17 protein-coding genes and 2 pseudogenes are annotated in these 23,802 nt (G+C 63.7%); 6 read left to right on the plus strand and 13 right to left on the minus strand.

Translation table 11 applies throughout. The annotated features are described in order from the left end of the window. Positions 1 to 147: 147 nt before the first annotated feature. Positions 148 to 1,566 carry a trypsin-like peptidase domain-containing protein gene (locus OKW27_RS14490; RefSeq protein ID WP_090809983.1) on the plus strand — a complete coding sequence of 473 codons (1,419 nt, stop codon included), beginning with the start codon at positions 148 to 150 and terminating at the stop codon, positions 1,564 to 1,566. A gap of 63 nt (positions 1,567 to 1,629) precedes the next feature. On the opposite strand, the gene OKW27_RS14495 is transcribed toward OKW27_RS14490, so the two are convergent. From OKW27_RS14495 to OKW27_RS14515, 5 genes and pseudogenes are all read right to left on the minus strand, one after another. Next, positions 1,630 to 3,111, minus strand: a complete 1,482-nt coding sequence (locus OKW27_RS14495) for an efflux transporter outer membrane subunit (protein WP_429333890.1) — start codon at positions 3,109 to 3,111, stop codon at positions 1,630 to 1,632. Then, positions 3,104 to 6,301 (minus strand): multidrug efflux RND transporter permease subunit, encoded by a 3,198-nt coding sequence (locus OKW27_RS14500; RefSeq protein ID WP_429333891.1) that lies wholly within the window; start codon positions 6,299 to 6,301, stop codon positions 3,104 to 3,106. The genes OKW27_RS14495 and OKW27_RS14500 overlap by 8 nt, the downstream gene beginning before the upstream one ends. 11 nt (positions 6,302 to 6,312) lie before the next feature. Then, the gene (locus OKW27_RS14505) at positions 6,313 to 7,521 is read right to left on the minus strand and encodes an efflux RND transporter periplasmic adaptor subunit (RefSeq protein WP_429333892.1); all 1,209 of its coding nucleotides are present in this window, start codon (positions 7,519 to 7,521) and stop codon (positions 6,313 to 6,315) included. Positions 7,522 to 7,900: 379 nt separating this feature from the next. After that, a pseudogene (locus tag OKW27_RS14510) lies at positions 7,901 to 9,368 on the minus strand (amino acid permease). A 361-nt stretch (positions 9,369 to 9,729) separates the two neighbouring features. Then, a complete protein-coding gene (locus tag OKW27_RS14515) occupies positions 9,730 to 10,389 on the minus strand; it encodes a hypothetical protein (protein WP_429333893.1) in 660 nt (219 codons plus the stop codon). A 412-nt stretch (positions 10,390 to 10,801) separates the two neighbouring features. Here OKW27_RS14515 and OKW27_RS14520 point away from each other — a divergent pair, with 412 nt between their 5' ends. Beyond that, the gene (locus OKW27_RS14520; protein ID WP_429332122.1) at positions 10,802 to 12,229 is read left to right on the plus strand and encodes an ISNCY family transposase; all 1,428 of its coding nucleotides are present in this window, start codon (positions 10,802 to 10,804) and stop codon (positions 12,227 to 12,229) included. A 657-nt stretch (positions 12,230 to 12,886) separates the two neighbouring features. Here OKW27_RS14520 and OKW27_RS14525 read toward each other — a convergent pair. Beyond that, positions 12,887 to 13,309 (minus strand): hypothetical protein, encoded by a 423-nt coding sequence (locus OKW27_RS14525; RefSeq protein ID WP_429333894.1) that lies wholly within the window; start codon positions 13,307 to 13,309, stop codon positions 12,887 to 12,889. Between the two features lie 45 nt (positions 13,310 to 13,354). On the opposite strand from OKW27_RS14525, the gene OKW27_RS14530 reads away from it, so the two are divergent. Both OKW27_RS14530 and OKW27_RS14535 read left to right on the plus strand, forming a co-directional pair. Then, on the plus strand, positions 13,355 to 13,747 hold the full coding sequence (locus OKW27_RS14530) for a hypothetical protein (protein WP_429333895.1): 393 nt from the start codon (positions 13,355 to 13,357) through the stop codon (positions 13,745 to 13,747). Between the two features lie 254 nt (positions 13,748 to 14,001). Further along, positions 14,002 to 14,406, plus strand: a complete 405-nt coding sequence (locus tag OKW27_RS14535) for a helix-turn-helix domain-containing protein (RefSeq protein ID WP_090809994.1) — start codon at positions 14,002 to 14,004, stop codon at positions 14,404 to 14,406. A 70-nt stretch (positions 14,407 to 14,476) separates the two neighbouring features. Here the strand turns inward: OKW27_RS14535 and OKW27_RS14540 are convergent. After that, positions 14,477 to 15,433 (minus strand): annotated as a pseudogene (locus OKW27_RS14540) (pyridoxamine 5'-phosphate oxidase family protein); the annotation flags it as partial. A gap of 43 nt (positions 15,434 to 15,476) precedes the next feature. Beyond that, positions 15,477 to 16,118, minus strand: a complete 642-nt coding sequence (locus OKW27_RS14545; RefSeq protein ID WP_429333896.1) for a glutathione S-transferase family protein — start codon at positions 16,116 to 16,118, stop codon at positions 15,477 to 15,479. Positions 16,119 to 16,227: 109 nt separating this feature from the next. On the opposite strand from OKW27_RS14545, the gene OKW27_RS14550 reads away from it, so the two are divergent. Then, on the plus strand, positions 16,228 to 17,142 hold the full coding sequence (locus tag OKW27_RS14550; RefSeq protein ID WP_090810000.1) for a LysR family transcriptional regulator: 915 nt from the start codon (positions 16,228 to 16,230) through the stop codon (positions 17,140 to 17,142). A gap of 136 nt (positions 17,143 to 17,278) precedes the next feature. Next, complete coding sequence (gene purU / locus OKW27_RS14555; RefSeq protein WP_184046876.1) at positions 17,279 to 18,154, plus strand: formyltetrahydrofolate deformylase; 876 nt, start codon at positions 17,279 to 17,281, stop codon at positions 18,152 to 18,154. A 58-nt stretch (positions 18,155 to 18,212) separates the two neighbouring features. On the opposite strand, the gene OKW27_RS14560 is transcribed toward purU, so the two are convergent. From OKW27_RS14560 to OKW27_RS14580, 5 genes are all read right to left on the minus strand, one after another. Continuing rightward, a complete protein-coding gene (locus OKW27_RS14560; RefSeq protein WP_090810004.1) occupies positions 18,213 to 19,070 on the minus strand; it encodes a glycine betaine ABC transporter substrate-binding protein in 858 nt (285 codons plus the stop codon). Between the two features lie 183 nt (positions 19,071 to 19,253). Continuing rightward, entirely contained in the window at positions 19,254 to 20,444 is a 1,191-nt protein-coding gene (locus OKW27_RS14565; RefSeq protein ID WP_429333897.1) for a 2Fe-2S iron-sulfur cluster-binding protein, read from the minus strand. Between the two features lie 34 nt (positions 20,445 to 20,478). Continuing rightward, positions 20,479 to 21,765 (minus strand): aromatic ring-hydroxylating oxygenase subunit alpha, encoded by a 1,287-nt coding sequence (locus OKW27_RS14570; protein WP_429333898.1) that lies wholly within the window; start codon positions 21,763 to 21,765, stop codon positions 20,479 to 20,481. A gap of 73 nt (positions 21,766 to 21,838) precedes the next feature. Further along, positions 21,839 to 22,618: an electron transfer flavoprotein subunit beta/FixA family protein gene (locus OKW27_RS14575; protein ID WP_429333899.1), complete on the minus strand. Its 780-nt coding sequence runs from the start codon at positions 22,616 to 22,618 to the stop codon at positions 21,839 to 21,841. After that, entirely contained in the window at positions 22,615 to 23,802 is a 1,188-nt protein-coding gene (locus OKW27_RS14580) for an electron transfer flavoprotein subunit alpha/FixB family protein (protein ID WP_429334600.1), read from the minus strand. The genes OKW27_RS14575 and OKW27_RS14580 overlap by 4 nt, the downstream gene beginning before the upstream one ends.

The following is a 23,802-nucleotide window of genomic DNA, read 5'->3' on the forward strand; positions in this document are numbered from 1 at the left end:
AAAGCGACGCCGCCGCACGACACGGAAAAAGCGCCTAAAACAAGGCCTGCGCGCGCATTCTGATCGAACACCATCTTTAAGTCTGCTTTAAGTGGAGGCCACTACATTACGCATCCTCCACGTAACCCTCCGCAAGACTCCCTGACTATGACCACCAAAAACTATTGGCGCGGTAGCGCTGCGATCTGCGTCGTCCTCGCAATCGGCGGCGCGTACGCTCTCAGCCATCGCAATGCCGATGCGTCGGTGAACGACGCGCAGGGCCCGACGTCGTCGCTGCACGCGGCGGCGGATGTCGTCGGCTCGCGCTCGTCGGCACCGGACTTCTCCAGCATCGTGACGCGCTATGGCCCGGCGGTCGTGCATATCGGCGTGAAACAAGCCGCGTCGGTCGACGAGAACGGTCAACGCAAGAGCGGCGGCGAAGCGCTCGGCTCGGGTTTCATCATCAGCCAGGACGGGTACATCCTGACCAACAATCACGTCGTCGACGGCGCGACCAGCGTGACCGTGAAGCTCACCGACGGTCGCGAATTCCACGCGCGCGTGATCGGCAAGGACAAGGCCACCGACGTCGCCGTCGTCAAGATCGACGCGACCAATCTGCCGACCGTGAAGATCGGCAACCCGGACAGCAGCAAGGTCGGCGAATGGGTCGTGGCGATCGGCTCGCCCTACGGCTTCGACAGCACGGTGACCTCGGGCATCATCAGCGCGAAATCGCGCTCGTTCTCCGACGATAGCCCGATCCCGTTCATCCAGACCGACGTGCCGGTCAACCCGGGCAACTCGGGCGGTCCGCTGTTCAACCTGAACGGCGAAGTGATCGGCATCAACTCGATGATCTACTCGCGCACCGGCGGCTTCCAGGGACTGTCGTTCGCCATCCCGATCGACGCGGCGATGCACGTGAAGGACCAGCTCGTGAGTACCGGTCACGTCAGCCGCGGCCGCATCGGCGTGGGCGTGCAGCCGCTCAGCGCCGACAAGGCCAAGGCGCTCGGCCTCGACTCGACGGGCGGCGCACTGGTCGGCTCGGTCGATCCGAATGGTCCCGCGCACGCAGCCGGTCTGCGCCAGGGCGACGTGATCGTCGGCGTGAACGGCAAGCATATTGGTAACACGACCGAATTGATCGGTCAGGTCGCGCAACTGTCGCCGGGCAGCAAAGCGACGATCAGCGTGTGGCGCAACGGCGGCGAAAGCAAGCTGGCGGTGACGGTGGGCGCGCAGCAAGCGTCGGACATGGCGTCGGCCGCGCCACGCGAAGAGCAGCAGGAACAACCGCAGCAGCAAAACCGTCCGCGTCTCGGCGTCGCCGTGCGTGCGCTGACTCAGGACGAACAGCAGCAAGCGCAGCTGCCGGGCGGCGTGGTGGTGCAGCAGTCCACCGGTCCGGCCGCCGAAGCCGGCATTCAGGCGGGCGACATCATCGTTGCCGTCGACGGCAAGGTGATTCACGGCGTCGAGCAACTGCGCCGCATGATCGCTCAGGCGGACGACAGCGTGTCTGTCACCGTGGTGCGCGATGGTGAACAAGCATCGGTCGACGTAACGCTTGGCTGATGAGTAGAACCCGCCGGTGCAATGCCGGCGGCGGGCACGACGCGCTGCTGTGGCGCGCGTGCCTCAGTTGGACGGTTGGCCCCCCTCAGCGTGAGACGTGCTTTGCGAGACGTCCCGCGGCTCGTCGGGCCCGCCCCCCAATGCGACGTAAAGCGACACCCCGTTCTGCAAGGCCGTCGCCCGAAGCTGGATCAGCTGCTGCTCGGCGGCAAACTGATTGCGTCGCGCATCCACCACCTCGAGATAGATCGAGATCCCGTTTTCGTAGCGCAGCTCCGCCGTTTCGGCGAGTTGCCGCTGCGCCTGCACCGCCTGTTCCTGCGCCGCGATCTGTTCCTTGTAGCGTTGTCGCGCGACCAATGCGTCGGACACTTCACGAAACGCGTTCTGCACCGTGCGCTGATAATCGGCGACCAGTTCGTCGCGTCGCGCGCGCGCCTGCGATAGTTGCGCCTGGCGCTGTCCCGCATCGAAGATCGGCATGCCGACCAGCGCGCCGAACGACCATGCCTGCTTGGCCGGCACGAACAGATCGCCGAGTTCGGGCGACACATATCCGAAGCTACCCGTCAGCGCGATGCGTGGAAAAAAGTCCGCGCGAGCGGCGCCGATGTCGGCATTGGCTGCGCGCAGTTGCTGCTCGGCCTGCTGGATGTCCGGCCGGTCGATCAGCAGTGCGGAGGGCAGGCCCGCATCGAGCTCGCGGAACTGCGCGGCGTCGGCGATCGGCGGCGCCGGCGGTAGCGACCCGCTGAGCGGGCCGCCGATCAGCACCTCGAGCAGATGGCGCTGCTGCGCGGTGGTCCGTTGCAGCTCGGCCAGCTGCGTCTGTGCCTGCGTGACCAGAATGGCCGCCTGGTCATAATCGACCATCGACGTGACGCCCGCGTCGAGCCGCATCTTCGCGACTTCCAGCGCGTAGCGCCGACTGTCGAGCGTCTGTTGTGCAAGCTCGATGCCTTCCTCGCCCGAGCGGATCGCGTAGTAGTTCGACGCGACATTGCCGATCAGTGACAAACGGAACGCGTGCTGCGCGTCGACAGTGGCCAGATATCGACGCCGCGCGGCTTCGCTGGTGTTGCGCACGCGCCCCCAGAAGTCGAGTTCGAACGACGTCACCGCGGCCTGCACGTTGTACTGGTTGAACTGGACCGAGATGTCCGTGTTGTCGAACTCGGGATCGAACGAACCGAGTGGCGCCCTGGTGCGGGTCGCACCCGCGTTCGCATTGACCTGCGGCAAACGCGCGGCGTTCTGGATGCGATAAAACGCGCGCGCCTGCTCGATGCGCGCGATCGACGCGGCGAGATCGCGGTTATGCTCGAGCGCCGCCTCGATCAGCAGCTTCAGTTGCGGATCGGCGAAGAAGGTCTGCCAGTCGACTTCGCTTGCCAGATGCGCGGCGGCCGGATTGGCGGTCTCCGTCGTGTCGAAACGATCCGCGATCGGCAATTGGGGCTGCTGATAGTTCGGCGCAAAGTTGCAGGCGGCGAGCGAGCAGCAGAAGAGGGGCAGCACCAGGCGCACATGAAGGCATTTACGCATCGCGCTGCCCTCCACCCGAATCGCGCGGCATGGCTGTCGGCAGATCGTCATCGTCGAGATCGGTGCTGCGTTTCTTGCGGCTCAGCCAGCGTCGCGCGGCGACATAGAACAGCGGCGTAAAGAAGACGCCGAACATCGTCGCGGTCAGCATGCTGCCCATCACGCCGGTGCCGACCGCGCGGCGGCTCGCCGCGCCCGCGCCGGTCGCGAGCACGAGCGGCAGCATGCCCAACACGAACGTGACGCTCGTCATCAGAATCGGGCGCAGACGCTGCTGTGCGCCGCTTTTGGCGGCGGCTAGCGCGTCCCTTCCTTCGGATTCCTCCTTGATCGCAAATTCGACGATCAGAATGGCGTTCTTCGCGGCAAGGCCGATGATCGTCACGAGGCCGATGTTGAAATACACGTCCGCGGACAGTCCCCGCAGCATCGTCAACAGTACCGCGCCGATCACGCCGAACGGGATGATCAGCAACACCGCGACCGGAATCGCCCAGCTCTCGTACAGCGCCGCGAGCAACAGGAACACGACCACGAGCGACAGCCCGAGCAGCATGCCGATCTGGCCGCTCGCCTGTTTTTCCTCGAGCGCGGTGCCGGTCCATTCGTAAGTCAGGTTGCCGGTCAACACGTGCGACGCGATGCGCTCCATCTCGGCGATCGCCGCGCCGCTCGAGCGGCCGGGCGCGGCCTGACCCGACAGCGTCGCGGACGGAAAGCCGTTATAGCGTTCGAGCTGCTGCGGTCCGGAAATCCAGCGCACGCGCGTGAACGCCGAGAACGGCACCATCTCGCCGCGGTTATTGCGCAAGCGCAGCGAAGTCACGTCCTCGGCACGCATGCGTTGCTCGGCGTCCGCCTGCAACAGCACGCGCAGCACGTTGCCCTCGAACACGAAGTCGTTCACGTAGTTCGAGCCGAACGTCAGCGCAAGCGCCTGGTTGACCTGACCGATTTGCAGGCCTAATGCGCGCGCCTTCACGCGGTCGATGTCGACATACAGTTGCGGCGCTTCCGGCATGCCCTCGGCGCGCACGCCCGTGAGAAGGGGGCTTTGCGACGCCTCGATCATCATCCGCCGCGCGGCCTGTTGCAGCGCTTCGCCGCCGATGCCGCTGCGATCCTGGATCTTCATCGTGAAGCCGGTCGCGTTGCCGAGCGACGGAATCGGCGGCGGGTCGAGCGCAAAAATGATCGCCTCGGGAATCTGCCGAAACGCCGCATTCGCGCGACGCACCAGCGCGCTCGCCGAATTGGCCTCGCCCGAGCGCTCGTCCCACGGCTTCAGATCGACGAACGACAGAGCCGCCGATTGCCCTTGGCCAAAGAAGCTGAAGCCCGTCACGGACGCGACGTTGCGCACTTGCGGCTGGGTTCGCAGAAACGCCTCGACCTGGTCGATCGCGTGCTGCGTGCGCTGGTCGGTCGAACCCGGCGGGCCGGTATACGTAATGAAGATATGCCCCTGGTCCTCGGTCGGCAGAAAGCCCGTCGGCAGCCGCGTGAAGAAAAACACGGTGATCGCGCAGGCCGCGACGAACACCAGCAGCCAGCGCAGCGGCGAGCGCAGCATCGCATCGACGCCCACGATATAGCGTGTGGTGCCCGCGTCGAGCCCACGATTGAAGCCGTCGAACACGCGATGCAGCAGACGCGAAGCCGCGTTCTTCGGCCGCTCTTTGGCGGCCGCCTCGCTGCGCAACAGCGCCGCGCACAACGCCGCGCCGAGTGTCAGCGCCAACATCGTCGACAGCAGGATCGACACCGCGAGCGTGACCGAAAACTGCCGGTAGATGCCGCCCGTCGAGCCCGGAAAAAACGCCATCGGAATGAACACCGCGACGAGCACCAGCGTACTCGCGATCGCCGCGCCCGATATCTGCCCGATCGCCTTCACCGTTGCGCGCGGCGCGCCGAGCCCTTCCTCGCGCATGATGCGCGCGACGTTTTCGACGACGACGATCGCGTCGTCGTTGAGGATACCGATCGCGACCACCATGCCGAACAGCGACAGAATATTGATCGACAGCCCGAACAGGTAGAGCCCCGCGCACGTGCCGATCAACGCGATCGGCACCACGATCGTCGGGATCACGGTCGCGCGCCAGTCCTGCAGGAACAGGAACACCACGACCGTCACGAGCAACAGCGCCTCGACCATCGTGCGGATCACGCCATGCACCGAGGTCGTGATGAACGGCGTGGTGTCGAACGGCACGGTCCACGCGACGCCGCGCGGGAAGATCGGCTGCAATTCGGCCATGCGCTGGCGCACCGCGTTGGCGACTGCGAGCGCGTTCGCGCCGCTCGCGAGCTGGATCGCGATCCCGGCCGACGCCTTGCCGTTGACGGTCAGGCGGTTGCCGTAGCTGTCGTTGCCGAGCTCGACGCGCGCGACGTCGCCCACCCGCACGGTCGAGCCATCCGGATTCGCGTGCACGATGATTTCGCGGAACTGCTCGGGCGTCGTGAAGCGGCTTTGCGTGACGATCTGCGCGGTGAACTCGGAGCCCGGCGCGATCGGCTGATCGCCGAGGCTGCCGCCCGCGGTCTGGCTGTTCTGCTCCTGGATCGCCTGCAGCACCTCGCTGGCCGACAGCCCAAAGCCCGCGAGCTTGCGCGGATCGAGCCAGATCCGCATCGCGTACGACGAGCCGAACAGCTGCACGTCGCCGACGCCGTCGATACGGCGCAGCTCGTTGACGATGTTGTTCGACGCGAAGTTGCCCATCGCGACGGCGTCGGTGGTGCCGTCGGTCGCCTGCAGTGCAAGCAGCATCAGAAAGCCCGACGACGCCTTCGTCACGCTCAAGCCGATCTGACGGACTTCGAGCGGCAGGCGCGGTTCGACGCGGCTCAGACGGTCCTGCACCTGAGTGCGCGCGATGTCGAGATCGGTGCCGGGCTTTAGCACCACGGTGATCTGCATCGTGCCGTTCGAGCGGCTCACCGACGACATGTACAGGAAATTCTCGATGCCGTTCAGCTCGTCTTCGACGATCGACGTGACGGTACGCTCGAGCGTGCTCGCGTCCGCGCCGCTGTAGACCGCGCTGATGGTGAGCGACGGCGGAGCGACGTCGGGGTACTGCTCGACCGGCAGCAGCGCGAGCGCGATCGAGCCGAACAGCACGATGAAAAGGGCGATGACCCACGCGAAGACCGGCCGGGCGACGAAGAATCGATTCATCGGCGAGCCCGTCAGTGCGCGGTCGAAGCGGGAGCAGGGGACGCGGCCGAATGCGCCGCTGGCGACGCATCGGGGGCGGGCCGCGCGTCGACCCGTTGACCGGGCTGCACCTTCTGCCAGCCATCGACGATCAGGCGCTCGCCGGGCTTCAGACCGTCGCGCACGGTCCAGCGTCCTTCGCCCTGCTCGCCGAGATCGATATTGCGGCGGACCACGGTGCCGTCGTCGGCGACCAACGCGACGCTTGCAATGCCGTGGTCGATCTGCACCGCGCGCTCGGGAATACGGATGCCCCGCACATTGCCCGCCGCGATGATGCGCCCGCGCACGAACTGTCCCGGCAACAGCGTGCGGTCCGGATTCGCGAACTGCGCGCGCACCGTCTGCGTACCGGTCGACGGATCGACGACGAGATCGGCGAAGTCCAGAAAACCGCGCTCGTTGTAGAGCTGGCCGTTGGCAAGGATCAGTTGCACCTCGACGTGCTTCATGCTGGTCGGCTTGCGCGCGCCCGACTGGATCTCCTGCTCGACGTCGAGCATTGCGGTATTCGACTGCGTGAACACCGCGTTGATCGGCGTCAGTTGATTGACCTGCGTGAGCAGCGTGGCCGCACCCGCGCTGACGAGCGCGCCTTCGGTGACGAGCGCGCGGCCCGCGCGTCCGGCGATCGGCGTGCGTACGATGCAGCGATCGAGCCGCAGTTGCGCAAGCGAAACCGCAGCTTGCGCATCGGAGACATTGGCCTGCGCCTGCTGCATCGTCGCGAGCGCGGCGTCGTATTCCTGCGCGCTGACCGCATGACGGCCGACGAGTGGCTTGAACCGGTCCACCACCGACGCCGCGTTGTCGCGCACGGCGGTCGCGCGCGTGAGCGCGGCCTGCGCCTGCTGCAACTGCGCGCGATAGTCGCTCGCGTCGATCTGGAAGAGTGGGGCGTTGGCCGGCAGGTCCGTGCCTTCCCGATAGAGCGTGCGCTGGACGATGCCGTCGACGCGCGCGCGAATCTCGGCGGTGCGCACGGCCTCGATGCGGCCAGGCAACTCGACGATATCGGCGACAGGGGTGGTGGAAACCGTTTCGACCAGCACGGGAACCGGTGGCATCGACGCGGCGGTGGGAGTCTGCGACCGCTCGTTGCAGGCGGCAAGCAGGAGCGGCAAACCGGTGATCAGAAGCGATACGGCACGACTACGCAGGCGGAGTGCGGAGCAAAGCAAGAGAAACTCCTTTGATCAAGGCAGTCTTTTTTGCGCGTGAGATCGGTGACGGTTTTAACGGTTTGCGGTCGAATTAACTATTCAGAACGTGTGTGGGTGCGTTAATGCGGGGAAAAGATTTCTATTGATCCTACCGTGTCTGGGTGGCTTGTCAATTTATTCTTGGTGGCCGCGAGTGGAATGGACTCGCGACCACCAGGCAACCACCAGGCGGCGGACACAGCGGTCACGACCGGGGGATTCCCGCTCGCAGACGAGATCTTGAATGGTAATTGTCAATTACATGTCAATTGCCATCCAGCAATTGCCGCAATTCAAAGGCATGCAATTGTCATCGAAATCGATGCGCCTGAAAATAATATTCCGAGTCGCCACACACTCACGTACGTTTGCGCTCCGGATGCCGCAACGCCGAATGGTTGCGGCCGTATGACAGATAAATCGTCATGCCGATCACGAGCCACACGACGAGCCGCAGCCACGTGACGAGCGGCAAGCCCACCATCAGCAGCAGGCAGAACAGAATGCCGAGCACTGGCACGACCGGCACGCCGGGCGCCCGGAATGGACGCGTCGCCTCGGCGTCGCTGCGCCGCAGATAGATCACCCGCGCCGCACACGAGGACGAACGCGAACAGGGTGCCGATGCTGACCATCTCGCCGAGCACGCCGATCGGTGTCAGCGCCGCGACGATCGCGACGACGGTGCCGATCAGGATCTGACTCAGATAGGGTGTATGCAGACGCAGATGGACCCTCGAGAAAAAGTGCGGCAACAAACCGTCTTGCGACATCGTGAAGAAGATGCGGCTTTGTCCGTAGAGCAGCACGAGTATCACGGTGGTCAGCCCCGTCAACGCGCCGATTTTGATCAGGATCGAGAACCACGTGAGCCCGATCACGTCGACGCCCTTGGCGATCGGATCAGGAACGTTCAGCTCGGGGTACGCAACGAGGCCGGTCAGCACGCCGGCGACGAGGATGTACAGCACCGTACAGATGATCAGCGAGCCGAGAATGCCGATCGGCATGTCGCGCTGCGGCTGTCGCGCTTCCTGCGCGGCGGTCGACACCGCATCGAAGCCGATGAACGCGAAGAACACCACGGCCGAGCCGCGCAGAATACCGCTCATGCCGAAACTGCCGAACTGGCCGGTATTGGCAGGAATGAACGGATGCCAGTGTTCCGGCTTGATGAAAAACACGCCGACGGCGATAAACGCGACCACCACGGTCAGCTTGATCGCGACCATCACGTTGTTGAGCCGCGCCGACTCCTTGGTCCCCAACACGAGCAACGTGGTCAGGATCGCGATGATCAACACCGCCGGCAGGTTGATCACGCCGGTGACCGTCGAGCCATCGGCCAGTTTGACGACGGTGCCGGGGGCGGCGGCGAGGGTAGGTGGAATGTCGATGCCGACATTGCGCAACAGGCTCACGATATAGCCGGACCAACCGACCGCGACGGTCGCGGCGCCCATCGCGTACTCCAGGATCAGGTCCCAGCCGATCATCCACGCGAAGATCTCGCCGAGCGTCGCATACGTGTACGTGTAGCTGCTCCCGCACACGGGCAGCATCGCCGCAAGCTCCGAATAGCACAGGCCGACGAACGCGCACGCGATGCCGCCCAGCACGAACGACAGCGTGATGGCCGGCCCCGCGAACTGCGCGGCGGCGGTCCCCGTCAGCACGAAGATGCCTGCGCCGATGATCGCGCCGATGCCCATCGCGGTGATACTCGTCGCGCCCAGCGTTTTCGACAGGTGACGGCCTTCTTCGGCGTCGGCGCTGGCGACGATATCAGCAACGGTTTTGCGTGCCATGTAACCGGTATCGGCCATGATAAGTCGTCCCTTTTCAGTGTTGTTCAGGCACGAACCGGTTAGGCTGCCATCGGCTCGTGGAGCACGACAAAAACATCCGTCGCCGCGCACGGCAATGGCCACGGCAAGTGCGGAGAAAGCATCTAACGGAAAATTCAGTCTATGCCGGATTAAAGGCAAAGTGAAATCCGCTTGCTTTGTCGGCGCGATAGGGCAGTGCGATGGCAGGCGCGCGCAGCGGCGGGCGTGCCGCGGGCCGTGGTGCATTTGTGCATTGCGATCGCAAGCAAGGCCTCTGGTTCGATTCAGGAGGACTTACGATGTGCGATTTCGGAATCGGCAAGCCAACGTGGACGATTTCAGGCTTGCGGGGCGGTCCTCAGCCGATCCGTCCGCGCCGCAGCACGCCGCTCAGACCGAGCGAGTGGCCTGGGTCGTAGTAGTGAATGAGGAGCGTGCGCCGCTGTCCGTTCTGTACGTCGAGGTTCGCATGCTGAAGTGCGAAGCCGTTGAATTCGTAGACGCTGCCCGGCTTGACCGGAATGCGCTTGCAGTTGCCGACCCGCAGATCATGCAAGGTATGCCAGCTGCGCCAGCTGAGCGGCAGGCTTTGCAGGAAGCCATGGCGCATCTTGCAGATCACGTTGGTCAGCGTCGTTACGGACAGGCGCGGCTTGCGGTACATCACGAGGTCGCCGTTGTGAACTCCGTCGGGTGCGAGCTGAAGCGGAATCAGCAGCGTCAGCAGGTGCGAGTCGTAGTGGCGGCAGTGGCTCTCGGTCAACGAAGTCTTGCTCGCACAGCGCAGTACGTGGAACGGCTCAGTCGGTAAGTTTGTCCGACCGAACTTCGCGGCCATCGCGCGCGCATTCGCGCAGATCGTCTGTTCGAGTTCGCGAAAGGCCTGACCGCGACGCAGCATCTCTGCAATCTCTGCGCCGGACTGCGAGCGCGGTGCCGTCGTGCCAAACAGGTGGTCGATGAAGTCGTTGATTTCGACGATCGTCTCCTGCGGAATCACGTCATCAAAAGACTTCAAAGCGACGCTTTTGTCGATTCGAATCCGCTTAGTCTCTGTATGCCCACGCACGTCTGTCAGGGTGTCCATAGCCCAAATTTCCATTCGCTTTTTATTCTACGACCGTATTGCAAAATATCCCCTACGAGGCGCGCACAATGTGCGCCAGCGTACATAAAGCCCTCAGGCGATTGAGCTCGATCATTAAATCTAAAGCGGACTTCTCTGACAGCTTTGGTAAATCTCGTTGGGCCGATTTGGAAAATGCTGCGACTGCGACGCTTCAGCTTTGCTTAGGTACGACATTACAGTTTTGCCGTTACATCACATGTGGGAGCAAAGTAGTAGTGTCGTACCTGAGCAAAGTACAGATGTCGTACCCCAGGGATCTGTAGCGCATGCTGGTGCGGTTTTCCTGCCTGTGGAGACCGCCATGACGCGCACCGGGACGATCACGATGAGCATGCAGGAGCTTGACCGGCTGAAGGTCATTGAGGCGGTTGCCGAGGCGCGGCTGATGACCTGGCGCGCTGCTGAACGGCTGGGTTTGAGCCGACGCCAGGTCGAGCGGCTTGTGATCCGCTACCGCGACGAAGGCGCCGCTGGGCTCGTTTCGCAGCGGCGCGGCGTGCGCAGCAATCATCAGTTGCCGCAGACGGTGCTTGACCGGGCGCTCGGACTGATCCACGAGTGCTACGCGGATTTCGGGCCGACGCTCGCGTGCGAGAAGCTGCGTGAATGCCATGGGCTGGTGCTGTCGAAGGAAACCGTGCGGCACCTGATGACGGACGCGGGCCTGTGGGTGCCGCGCAAACAGCGACCGCCGAAGGTCTATCAGCCGCGTGCCCGACGCGCCTGTTTCGGCGAACTGGTGCAGATCGACGGCAGTGACCATCACTGGTTTGAGGAACGGGCACCGGCGTGCACGCTGCTGGTGTATGTCGACGATGCCACCAGCCGGATCATGGCGCTGCACTTCACAGCGACCGAGTCGACTTTCAGCTACTTTGAGGCGACGCGCGCGTATCTCGAAAGGCATGGCAAGCCGGTGGCGTTCTACAGCGACCGCGCCAGCGTGTTCCATGTCAAGAAGCGCGCGGAGACGGCGGGCAAAGGCGTCACGCAGTTCGGCCGCGCGATGTACGAGCTGAACATCGACGCGTTCTGCGCCAACAGCAGCCCCGCCAAGGGGCGTGTCGAACGGGCTCACCTGACGCTGCAGGACCGCCTCGTGAAGGAACTGCGTTTGCGCGATATCAGCACCATCGAAGCCGCGAACGCTTATGCCTGCGCCTTCATGGCCGCTTATAACGCGCGTTTCGCGAAGCTGCCTAGAAGCACGTACGATGCGCACCGGCCGCTGCGCGCCGACGAGAATCTCGACACGATCCTGACGTGGCGGGTCCAGCGCAAGGTGTCGGATGCGCTGACGCTGCTGAACGATCGCGTGATCTGGCTGCTCGACGATACGCCGGCGACCCGCAGGCTGATCGGCCGCTACATCGACGTGTGGGAGTATCCGGACGGGCGCCTTGAGATCCGCGCGGACGGCGTCGTGCTGCCCTGTGTGCCGTACGACAAGCTCGCGGAGATTGATCAGGGTGCCGTGATCGAGCACAAGCGCCTCGGTCATGCGCTGCAGGTCGCGCAAGCCCTGCAGGCGCAGCGCGACAACCGCCGGATCTCGGGCTCGCCATCACGTACGAATCGTGGTGCGGCGGTACGCAAACCCAAACCCTCACCCGGCACGAAGAAGCAACGCGCATTCACCCGAGCCGACCTGAACCAGGCAATCGTGCAGATCGCACAGCAGTCGAAGACGCCTTCAACACCTGGCCAACGGTCTGCACGCACTCGCTGAACGGACTGACACGCCCTGCCCGTTCAAGGCTGTCCTTCGACACTACGTGGATTCAAACCGTTAAAGACAGACTCAAACCCGACATCAAGACTACGACATCTGTATTTAGCCAGCCCTGCGACATTTCTATCTGGCCTCGACATCACAAATGTTGATAATTTATCTTATGTCAAATTGTGGATGCTTCAGAAAAATGCTTCCAGTACGCATCGCACAGGCCACCGTCGATGCGCGTGCCGCGTGTCGGCCCTCCGCCACAAGTGATGCACACACCGGTGCCCGGTGACCATCGCGAATCGTCCGAACCGCGGCTCTTTCGCCTGCCACAACTGACGCCGGGTGCAGCCCGATTCAGTGACCAACAAAACTGGCGCAACAATTCAATTCCAATTTTTATGGGCGGCCCCCCCCAATCAGAGCCCTCATGAATTAAGACGCGGCCGTGCGTACAGATTAATTTACGCACGCCACATGCCGAAATTAGACAACTGTTAAATACTGCTTTGCGCACCACGAGAATAAGCTTGGTAGCGAAAGCCAATGCCGCTATCGCAGCTCGCGCGGATTTTTTATCGTCGGCTATTGCCTTGTGGCTTAGAGACGTTTCGCATTTCTCTCAACCGGCGAGCGTGTCGTCGTTGAGCGACTGTGAATGGGCTACGTGCATTTCGACGTGGCATACGGGCGCAACGTGTTCGCCACCCTCCCACTTGCCGCGATCTGAGATGCATGTTCGAACACGCGCAGACGCTCGGCATCCGCAATCAGTCGCTTCTTCGTCATCGAGCGTCCCGCCGATCCGAAGCCCATCACCTTTTCGTACTCACGCGGCCTGCCGTGCCTGAAGCGATTAAAGAAGTCATCGCCCGGCAGGCCGTTGTCGAGGCTCATCAGGCAGCCGTAGTCGAGCGACGCGCAATCGCTCAGTGAACGCGCCGCGTTCTCCAATGCGCGATAGCGGCTTTGCAACGGTTCGTCGCGACCGAAAAGCGCGTGCAGTTCCTGATAAGTCACGAGTCTTTTGCGTTTCGCGGCACGCAGTAGCATCGCGGCAATATCGCGGGTCCTATCCATGTTCATGTCGTTCTCCTTACCGCCAGCTTGCAAGCGCCCAAATGGCAACCGATGAAAGCGCTGTCAGCTTTTATCGCGGTTATGCGTATCGAGTCGGAAACTACCCCCACAAAATACTTCCGGTGTTCAACGACGCAGCTAAAATTAAGCGGGTGGTTACTGGAGTCACGCTTCACAACGCCACTCTGCGCGAATGTCCCGTTTACATATAATCCGCTGGAAAAACGCCGCGAAGGATTTTCAATCTTCAGCACCTTTTTTGCAGCTTTCCGGCGAATCGCCATCCTGCATCGAAAGATGCATTCCAATTACATTCGCAAAACAGGAATCCGCGCACTCAAACGGTTCAGTCTTCCGAGCTGCTGCCCGCACTTAAAAGCGCCTGACGTCAAGCCGTATGCGGCCTGGCGCTATCCGGGCTGCCAGAGCGAGCCGACTGTTTAAAATCACGTCAATCAGGTTAGCAAACGTTAAATTCAATCGCAAGAGAGATATTTAGTATTTTAGAAAGAAAACATCGTGTAACCGCCTTACGGGCGGATTGCGTGATTTTCTATCAGAGGAAAGACGCGATTGATTTTTTATTCTTTTGGACACAGCGGGCGACTTTTCGATTATCTGTAGGTGGCGCGCCCTCCTCACTGTCTACCCCATAACCGATTGCAGTCCGGTCAGCGACCCAACGGCGGAGTTCTCCGATGCATCGACCAAATGACGATTTGCCGACCGTCGCGCGGCGTCTCACGGCGGGCAAGAAACTGCTCGACGGCGTCGCCGCGGCCGAGGTCGCGAGACAGATGGGCATGGCAAAGACCACCGTCGAGCGATATCGCAAGCTATTGGAGCAAGGCGGGCTCGAGGCGCTGAGAAACATGAGTGTCGGCGGCCGCCATTCCGCACTCGCGGTGGCTGATCTGGACTGGTTGGCCCAGGCGCTGAGGGCCTCGCCGCGGGACTATGGCTTCGACGCCGACGGCTGGAGCAATGCGCGCATGCGCGAGCTGATAAGCCGTCAGTTTGGCATTTCGTACTCGCGAGTCTATGTATGGCAACTGGCCACCAGACTCGGCGTGTCTTATCGGCTCGGCCGGAATGCGCAGTAAAACGGTGGCCGTACCCAGCTAAAGCACGCGCGTGCGCATCGGCTCAGGCGCTTTCTCGAACCTTTGGCAGAAACTGCGGCGCCAGTTCGACCTCCGACCATTGGAACGGCAACGCGCCGCGACTGCGCCGCACTTCGCTCACATGAAACCGCACGAGTCGCTGCGCGCCCGCAAATGCCGCGAGTTCGTCGCCGTCCCAGATGATCTCTGCTCGCACCGCCAGATAAAGCAGATCGCCGGTTGCGAAGTCGATAAACAGCAGACCCGCGCGCGGATCGTGCACGAGGTTGCCGATCGTGTTGAAAAAGCGGTTGCCGCTGTAGTCGGGCGTGGTCAGCGTAGTTGCGTCGTCCACGCGCACGAAGCCCGGCGCACCGCCGCGATGGGAAACGTCGATCCCCTTTCCCGGGCCCGCTTCCTCGCTCAGATTCGCGCTGGCGATAAAGAACGTGTCCGCGCTCGCGAGCAACTCGCGGTCGGCACTGCTCAGAAGCGTGGCGATCTCGGGCTGCGCGCGCGTCGCGGCCGGGTCCCGCTCGATGAAAGACGGCGCGCGGCTCTGGATATACTTCGGGCAATTGCCGAAGCTCTGCATGACTTCGACCTGCAACGTGTCGCCTGCCACGGACCGGACGACGCCATTTGCCCGATTGCGCCGCCGCGTACGCGGCTCGATGCCCAGCGCACCGAGCTGCGCGCCTTCCCGCCAACCCGCGGCGAGCGGATCGCCAGCCAATGTGCCACCTTCGATGCGCAGTGTCCGCGCATCCGGTGACGAGACGAAACCCGGCGCACCCGCACGCAGCGTCGCCCACGGCTGAGCGCTCGCATCGACGCCGCCAATCACGACGAACGGCTGCGCGGCAAAGAACTCGCGATGCTGCTCAGGCATGAATCGGCGAATGCCCCGACGTCCCATCGACTCGGCCACCTCACGCACACCCGCGCGCTGCTGCGCATCCTGCTCGCCGGCATGAAACGGCGACGCGGCGCTTGCCCAGTTATTCAACGGGACGAACTCGGACATGATCGGACTCCTTTGCAAGATCTGACGCAGCCGTCAACGCGTATCACGCCGCCAGCAAGCCCGCCTTCGTCGAAGGCATCGCGATGAAACGCGGCAGTGCCTCCACGCGCTGCAGCCACGTGCGAATGTTCGGATACGGCTGCAACGACACGCCGCCCTCGGGCGCGTGAGCGATATACGTGTGCGCGGCGATATCGGCGATCGTGACGTTCGCGCCAGCCACGAACGGCTTACCGGCAAGCTCCTCGTCGATCACGTCGAACAGCTTGACGGCGATCTGCTTCGCACGTTGGTGGTCGAGCGGCGCGCCGAACACGGTCACGAGCCGCGCCGCGCACGGCCCGTAGGCGATCTGGCCAGCCGCGAGCGACAGCCAGCGCTGCACCGCCGCGGCGCCGCGCGGATCGTCCGGCAGCCACGATGCGTCGCCATAGCGCTTCGCCAGATAGACCAGAATCGCGTTCGAATCGAACAGCGTGAGCTCGCCGTCCTGAATCGTCGGCACCTGACCGAATGGGTTCAGCGCGAGGTACTCGGGCTTGCGGTTGTCGCCCGCCTTCATGTTCAGCTCGATGACCTCGAACGGCAGATCGAGCAGCGTCAGAAACAGCTTCACGCGATGACCGTGGCCTGAAAGCAGCGTCGTATACAGCTTGATAGGCTCGGTGGGTCTGGCAGCGGGCATGGATGGCTCCGGATACGTTGAATGACACGCCCAGCATAAGGCGTAGGCACTGTCGCGCGGAAGCCCGATAATCCGGGAAACACAGTCAAGCGAGAATGGACAATCGATCATGGCCGATGTGCGCAACGTGAACCTGAACCGCCTCGCGATCTTCGTCGCGGTCATCGACGCGGGCTCGCTGAGCGCCGCCGCGACGCGGCTCGGGCTCGCGAAGACGATGGTCAGCACGCACATGCAGAGGCTCGAGGCGGAAGTCGGCGCGAGCCTGCTGGTGCGCACCACCCGGCGGCTCGGCGTCACCGAGGCGGGCCGCACGTTCTACGAGGCGAGCGTGAAGATTCTGCGCGCCACCGAGGACGCGCTGAACGCGCTGGGCGGGGAAACCTCGCCGGTGCGCGGCACGCTGCGCGTCAGTGCGCCGAACGACTACGGCACGCTCGTCGTCGCGCCCGCGCTGGTCGAATTGCGCCGCACGCATGCGCAGCTCGACGTCGAGCTGCTGAGCAGCGACCGCTACGTCGATCTGATCGCCGATGGCATCGATGTAGCGATCCGGCTTGGTCGCCTCGCGGATTCCAACTATCGCGCGGTGAAGCTCGGCAGCTTCGTCAAATGGCTCGTCGCGAGTCCGGAGTTCCTGCGCACGTGGGGCATGCCGGGCACGCCGGCCGCGCTGGAGACGCTGCCCTATTGCGCGTTGTCGGTGCTGCCGCATCCGTTGACGCTCGATTTGCGGCACGTCGACGGCAAGATCGCGAGCGTGCGCTGCGCGTCCGCGTTGCGCGTCAACACGGCCGATGCCTGCCGCGCGGCGACGCTCGCGGGCGGCGGCATCGGTCTGTTGACGGATTTTTCGATCGCGGACGACGTCGCGGCGGGACGGCTGATCCGGCTGCTGCCCGAATGGGCGAGCGCACCGGCGAGCATTCAGGCCGTGTTCCCGCCGACGAGTCACCCGCCGGCGAAGGTGCGCGCGTTGATCGATACGCTGAAGCGAAGGCTCGCGGCGGAGCCTGCGGATTAGCACGGCCGATCCTCCTGGCGCTCCCATTCCAGCGCAACGGCGGTTAGCTTCTATCCGCGTTATCGCCCGATTTGCTCTACTGCGACGATGCGCGCCGCACCCCGCGGCCTCGCCTGATCGTCAATGTGGAGAGCTTATGTCCGCCATTTCCCGTCCTGCTCAAGGGGTTCTCACCGTCGCGTGTCCGAGCGCGGCGGGCCAGGTTGCCGCCGTCGCTGGCTTTCTCGAACGGCATCGTTGCTATGTCGACGAACTCACCGTATTCGACGACGAACTGAGCGAGCGCTTTTTCGTGCGCTGCGTGTTTCACCACGTCGATCGCGACGATGCGCTGCAGATCGCCACGCTGAAGCAGGAATTCGCGCCGATCGCCGAACGCTTCCGGATGACGTGGGCGATCCACGATCTGTCGAGCCGGCCGAAAGTCCTGATCATGGTTTCCAGGCTCGAACACTGTCTCGCCGACCTGCTGTTTCGCTGGCGCATGGGCGAACTGAAGATGGACATCGTCGGCATCGGCTCCAATCATCGCGATCTCGAACCGCTCGCGCGAGCGCACGGCCTGCCGTTCCATCATCTGCCGATTACAGCCGACACGAAGCCACAACAGGAAGCCGGCCTGCTCGAGCTGTTCGATACGTCCGGCGCGGAACTGCTGATTCTCGCGCGCTACATGCAGATCCTGTCCGCCGAAACGAGCCGGGCGCTCGCCGGGCGCGCGATCAATATCCACCATTCGTTCCTACCCGGTTTCAAGGGAGCGAGACCGTATCATCAGGCCCATGCGCGCGGCGTCAAGGTAATCGGCGCCACCGCGCATTTCGTCACCGACGATCTCGACGAAGGTCCGATCATCGAGCAGGGAGTCGAACCGGTCGATCACTCGTACAGCCCCGAACGGCTGCTGACGACCGGACGCGACGTCGAATGCATTACGCTCGCGCGCGCGGTCAAGGCGTTCGTCGAGCGACGTGTGTTCATCAACGGCGAGCGCACCGTCGTGCTGCGGTAAACAGAAAAACGCCGCTGAAAAGCGGCGTTTTCGTGTGCTGCGCCGACGCCAGGCCGAGTTACTTCACCCAGCTATCCACCCGGTCCGCATGCGCGCTGACCCACGCGTCGGCCGCTGCGGCCGGCTTTTCGCCATTCTGCGTGGCCAGCATCACCGTGTCGATCTCGCCCGGCTTCCATTGGAACTTCTTCAGGAACGCGACCACTGTCGGCGCTTTTTTCTCGAGTTCGGGATTCACCACGCTATCCACGTGCTCGGCTTCACCGAATACCTTCTTCGGATCGTCGAGGAATTTCAGCTTGTACTTGGCGAACATCCAGTGCGGCTTCCATCCGGTCACGATGATCGGCTTGCTGGCCGCCTCCGAGCGCGCCAGTTCGGCGGTCATCGCGCTTCCGGAACTCGGCATCAGCTGATAGTCGAGCCCATAGGCCTTGATCGCCTCGCTGGTTTTCTGCATCACACCCGCGCCGGCGTCGATGCCGACGATGCGCGCGCCGAACTCGGCTTTCTTCGCCTGCAGATCGCCGACGCTCTTCACGTCCGCGTTGTCCGGCACGATCAGACCGATCTTCGCGTCGTTGAAGTTCGGCCCGAGGTCGACCACCTTGTCCTTGAAGTTGTTCCAGTAGGCGCCGTGCGTGACCGGCAGCCACGCGGATAGCGTCGCGTCGAGATCGCCGCGCGCCACGCCCTGCCACATCACGCCGGCCGCCACCGGCACCAGTTGCACCTGATAACCGAGGCGTTTTTCGATCACCTCGGCGGCCACGTTCGAGGTCGCCACGCTATCGTCCCAGCCCTCCACGTAACCGATCTTGATGGTCGGTTTCGAATCGGCCGACACGCCCGCACTGACCGCCGCCAGCATCACCCCCAACGCGCTTGCCACCACTACCTTTCCGATCAGTCTCATCGACGTTCTCCCGTTGATCCATTTGCCCATTGACGCGTTTGCCATCGAACCGCACATCGCGTATTTAGAATCGCCAACCAGAATTGCCGGGTAGCGTTGTTTTTCGACATGCAGTTGTCCGCATGCGACATCCACGCAAATCCGCCCAGTGTTTGCCGTGTTGTTGTGGTGTGATCAGTCGTATTACTTGTCGACGACGAGATCGGTCAGCGGCTTGCTACAGCACAGCAGCACCATGCCCTGATCGATCTCGCGCTGACGGATACCGCCCGCGTGCTTCATCGCCACTTCGCCGGACACGAGCTTCACCTTGCAGGTGCCGCACATGCCTTGCGTGCACGACGCCGGCAGCCGCACGCCCGCCTGCTTCGCCGCATCGAGCACATGCTGGCCGCCGCCGCACTCGATCTCGCGATGACTGCGCGTAAAGCTCACCTTGAAACGCGTGGCGGTTTCGGCCGGCGCGCACGTATCGCTCAGCGTGTGCGCGAGATGCGCTTCGGCCAATTGCGCGGCCACTTCGCTGACGGTCTCGAACGAGAAGCTTTCCTCGTGATAGTGCTGGCGATCGAAGCCGCCTTCATCGAGCAGATTGCGGACCGCCTGCATATACGGCGCGGGGCCGCACGTGAAAATCTCGCGCTCCAGAAAATCCGGCGCAATCAGTTTCAGCAGCGGCAGCGTCAGAAAGCCGGTGATGCCGGGCCAATTGGTGCGCGTGCCCACGCGTTCGCAGACGAACGCGGTGCGGAAATGCGCCTGATTGGCGGCGATCAGATCGAGCTCGCGCGCGAAGATGATGTCGTCCGGCGTGCGCGCGCTGTGCACGAAGACGATATCGCTGTCCTCGCCGAGTTCATGATGCGCGCGGCTCATCGACATCAGCGGCGTGATGCCCGAGCCCGCCGACAAAAACAGCAACTTGCGCGCCGGATGCCGCGCGCAGGTGAATTCGCCGGCTGGGCCCAGCACGCGTACCTGCATACCGGCATGCAGATGGTCGTGCAGCCAGTTGGACACCGGGCCGCCCGGCACACGCTTGACGGTGATCGAAATCGTATGCGGCCGGGTGGGCGCAGACGAGATCGTATAGCAGCGATTGACGCGCTCGCCGTCAATCTCCAACTCCAGCGTGATGAATTGCCCCGGCTCGAACACGAACGCCCGACCGGATGGCGCGCGGAAGAAGAAACTCTTCACGTCGTGCGTTTCGCCGCGGACCTGGCAGCACTCCAGCGTGTCGTCGGCGTCGCTGTTCCAGCACGCCGGCAGCGCGTCCCAGAAGCGCGGCTGCGTGACGCGGCTCGGCGCGTCAGCTGGATTCTGCAAAGTCTGCTCGATGTCCGGTTGAAACATGGCCTGATCGCGCATCATGGTTGTCCCCCCGCTTCTCATTGCGGTCTTGCGCTCAGCGCACGAACGACACGACTTTCTCGTCGTGCACCGCCCGTGAGTTCCCGTCGTAATCCCCGAGACGGCCGATATACCACTCGCAGAACTTTTCGACGAGTCCTTCGGTGAACGGCGAATAAGGACCCGGCTCATACGCGCTGCTCGTCGCGCCGCGCTGCGAATATTCGACGAGCGCGCGATCCTGGTCGTTGGTCGCGCGCCACACGGCGGTCAGATTGTCGAGGTCGTAATCGATGCCTTCGCGCGCGTCCTTGTGCACGAGCCATTTGGTGCGCACCAGCGTCTTGCCGGCCGACAGCGGAATCACCGAGAAACTGACGATGTGGTCGCTCATGAAGTGATGCCACGAGTTCGGCTGGGTCCAGAACGACAGGCCGCCGAGATCCGCATGCTTCAAACCGCCGAGCAGCTTCTTCGAGGCGACCTTCGCGTCGAGTGTCTGCGATTCGCCGTCGCGATCGAGCGGCAGACGTTGCGTACGAAACCCGGTGACCAGGTCGGCGAGCCGCTCGATTTCCGCCGACGGCAACTGCATCGCCTCCCACTGCGCGGTGCGGCGCGCGACCGTCGTCTCGAACGCGGCCATGCCCTCCTCGTTCGCCGGCGTGCGCTGATAACCGAAACCGTATTCGTACAGCGAGATGGTCAGCTCCGGATGGTTCGCCACGCAGTGATAGCACTCGCGATTGTTTTCCATCGTCAGCTTCCAGTTGCCTTGCTCGATGATGTCGATCGACGCGGCGATCTTGCAGCCGGCCAGATCGTGCGGCAACAGATACGGTTCCATCGCGGCGCGCATCACGGCGAAATCGGCGGGCGGCCGCTCGGCGAGGCAGATGAAAATCAATCCGGCGAGATTTTCGACATGCACCGCTTTCAGACTATGTTTGCAGCGCTCGAACTGCTCGCCCATGTGCTCGGCGAACATCAGGTCGCCATTGAGGCTATACGTCCAGCTGTGATACGGACAGACGATATTGCCGAGCGAGCCCTTGCCGGTATTGCACAGACGCGCGCCGCGGTGGCGGCATACGTTATGAAACGCACGCACCCGCATGTCGTCGTCGCGCACGATCAGGATCGAATCGTCGCCGATCTCGACCGTCACATAGTCGCCCGGTTCGGGCACGTCGGGCTCGACCGCGACCTGAATCCAGTGCCGACGGAAAATCGCATCGATGTCGAGCGCGAAAATATCCTCGCTCGTATAGAACGGCGCTTCCAGCGTGTAATTCTGCTTGCGGCGTTCGATCATTGCGCGAACGTCTGCGGAAACTTTCATTGTTTGCTCCGTTGCGTGTCACGTCTGGCGCCGCGCCAGGCCCTCCTGGTCGCATGCTGGCCCGAGCCGGAATTCAGTAATCCACCAGTTGATGCTCGCGCAAATACGCGAGTATCACTTGTGCTTTTTCGACGGAACTCCCTTCAATTACGACGCTGCCGCCGCGGCTCTCGGTCGTCGTCGCCGACAGCATGCGCGCGTGGCCCGAGCGCTTTTCGGCGGCGGCGAGGCGCACCGGTTTCGCTGTGGCGGGGCCGATCGTCCATGCGGACTGTTCGGGAGTGGTGCCGTGCCGCGCGTCGGCGACCGGCGCGACGGCGCGCTCGATCGTGCCTTCGCGCATTCGTGCATACGCGTACGACGTCGCGACGTTCGCGAGCGGATGCACGGCAACCAATGCCGGCAGCCGCACTTCGACGCGCCGTCGTAGGCCCTTCGGCATGAACTGCCGGACCTGCGCTCGACCGTCGCGCAGCGCCAGATCGACGGCGGCGCCGACGAGCGGCACCGCCAGCGCATGCGCGACGCGATACGGCAGCATGCCGCTATCGAAACCGCCTTCGGCGCGCGTGCCGGTCAGCACCAGCTCGTAGTCACGCAAACGCCCGACGAGTTGCGGCGCAGGATCGGCGTCGGGCGGCATCTCGAGCACTTCGACCGAACCCGCGCCGAGCGCCAGATACTCGTTCAACGCGGCGTTCGACGGATCGCCCGCGTGCAGCACGTCGAGCGTCGCGCCATGCGTTCTGACGAGCGACAGCGCCAGCGTCAACGCCGCCGCATCGTTGCGGCTGTAGCGCGCGACGCCGCTGACCGGGTGACGTCCGACTGAAACCAGCACGGCGATCTTCATGCGAGCACTCCTTCGGCAAGCTTGCCCGGCCGCAGCAGCGCGGCCGAGGTGGCGCGGGCACCGCGCGCCGCGGCCGCCGCCTCGTTGAGCGCCGCGATGGTTTCCTGCGCGTCGGCGATCACGGTCAGATTCGCGCGCTTCGCGATCGGCGCGCTCGCGTCGAGATTCACCGCGATCACATGGCGGCAATCCTTGATGCCTTGCAGATGCTGCACCGCCCCCGAGATGCCGAACGCGATATACACGCTCGCCTCGACGGTCTTGCCGGTCGCGCCGATCTGCTTGTCGCGCGTGAACTTGCCGTCGTCGACGGCAACCCGGCTGGCACCGATCGCCGCGCCGAGGGTCGTCGCGAGTCGCTCGAACGCGGGCACGTCGCTGACGCCGTTGCCCGCCGACACGATGAAATCCGCCTCTTCCAGCGCGACCTGCGCGGCGTCGATTTTGTCGATGCCGAGATCGTGTATCGCGCGTTGCGCGACCGTGCTGTCCGCTTCGCGCTCGAAGCGCCACGCGACCCGCTCGCCCGCGCCGACGAACGGCAGCTTCGGATCGACCGCATTCGGCTCGAGCAGCACGACCTCGGGCAGCGCGCGGCTGGCGAGCGCCGAATTCGCGCGAATATAGGTGCACACGTGCCCGGCAGAGATCTCGACGACGTGCGTCGCGACGCTTGCATCGGCCTCCGCCGCATAGCGGCGGCCGAGGTCGCCGTCGCCGGTCGCGTTGTCGGGCAGCAAGACATGGGCTGGCGCATAGGCCGCGACGCAGGCCGCCAGCGCATTCAGTTCATCGTCCGGCGCGTACGTGCGGCGATCGAACATCGGCAATTCGATCAGCTTGTCGGCGCCGAGCGCGGCGGCATCGCCGGTGAATTCGCCGAACACCAGCAGCACGACTTCGCTGTGCGTGTCCGCGATCAGCGCGGCGGCCGCGAGCGTCTGGCGCGCATGTTCATCGAGCGCGCCGCGCTCCGCGTGCGCCGCGACCAGCAGCACATGGCGCGGCGCGGCCGTCGTGCGGCGCGGCTTCGGCTGTTCGCGATGCGCGGCGTGACGCGCATCAGCCAGCGACGCACTGCCGCCGGCGTCCGCGATGCCAACGACGCCGAGCGTGATGCGCCTGAGTCCCTGTGCCGTCACCGTGAACGGCCGGCGCGGATCGATTCGTTTGAGCGTATTCAT

The sequence above is a fragment of the Paraburkholderia sp. 35.1 genome (assembly GCF_050436525.1).
GTDB classification, from domain to species: domain Bacteria; phylum Pseudomonadota; class Gammaproteobacteria; order Burkholderiales; family Burkholderiaceae; genus Paraburkholderia; species Paraburkholderia tuberum.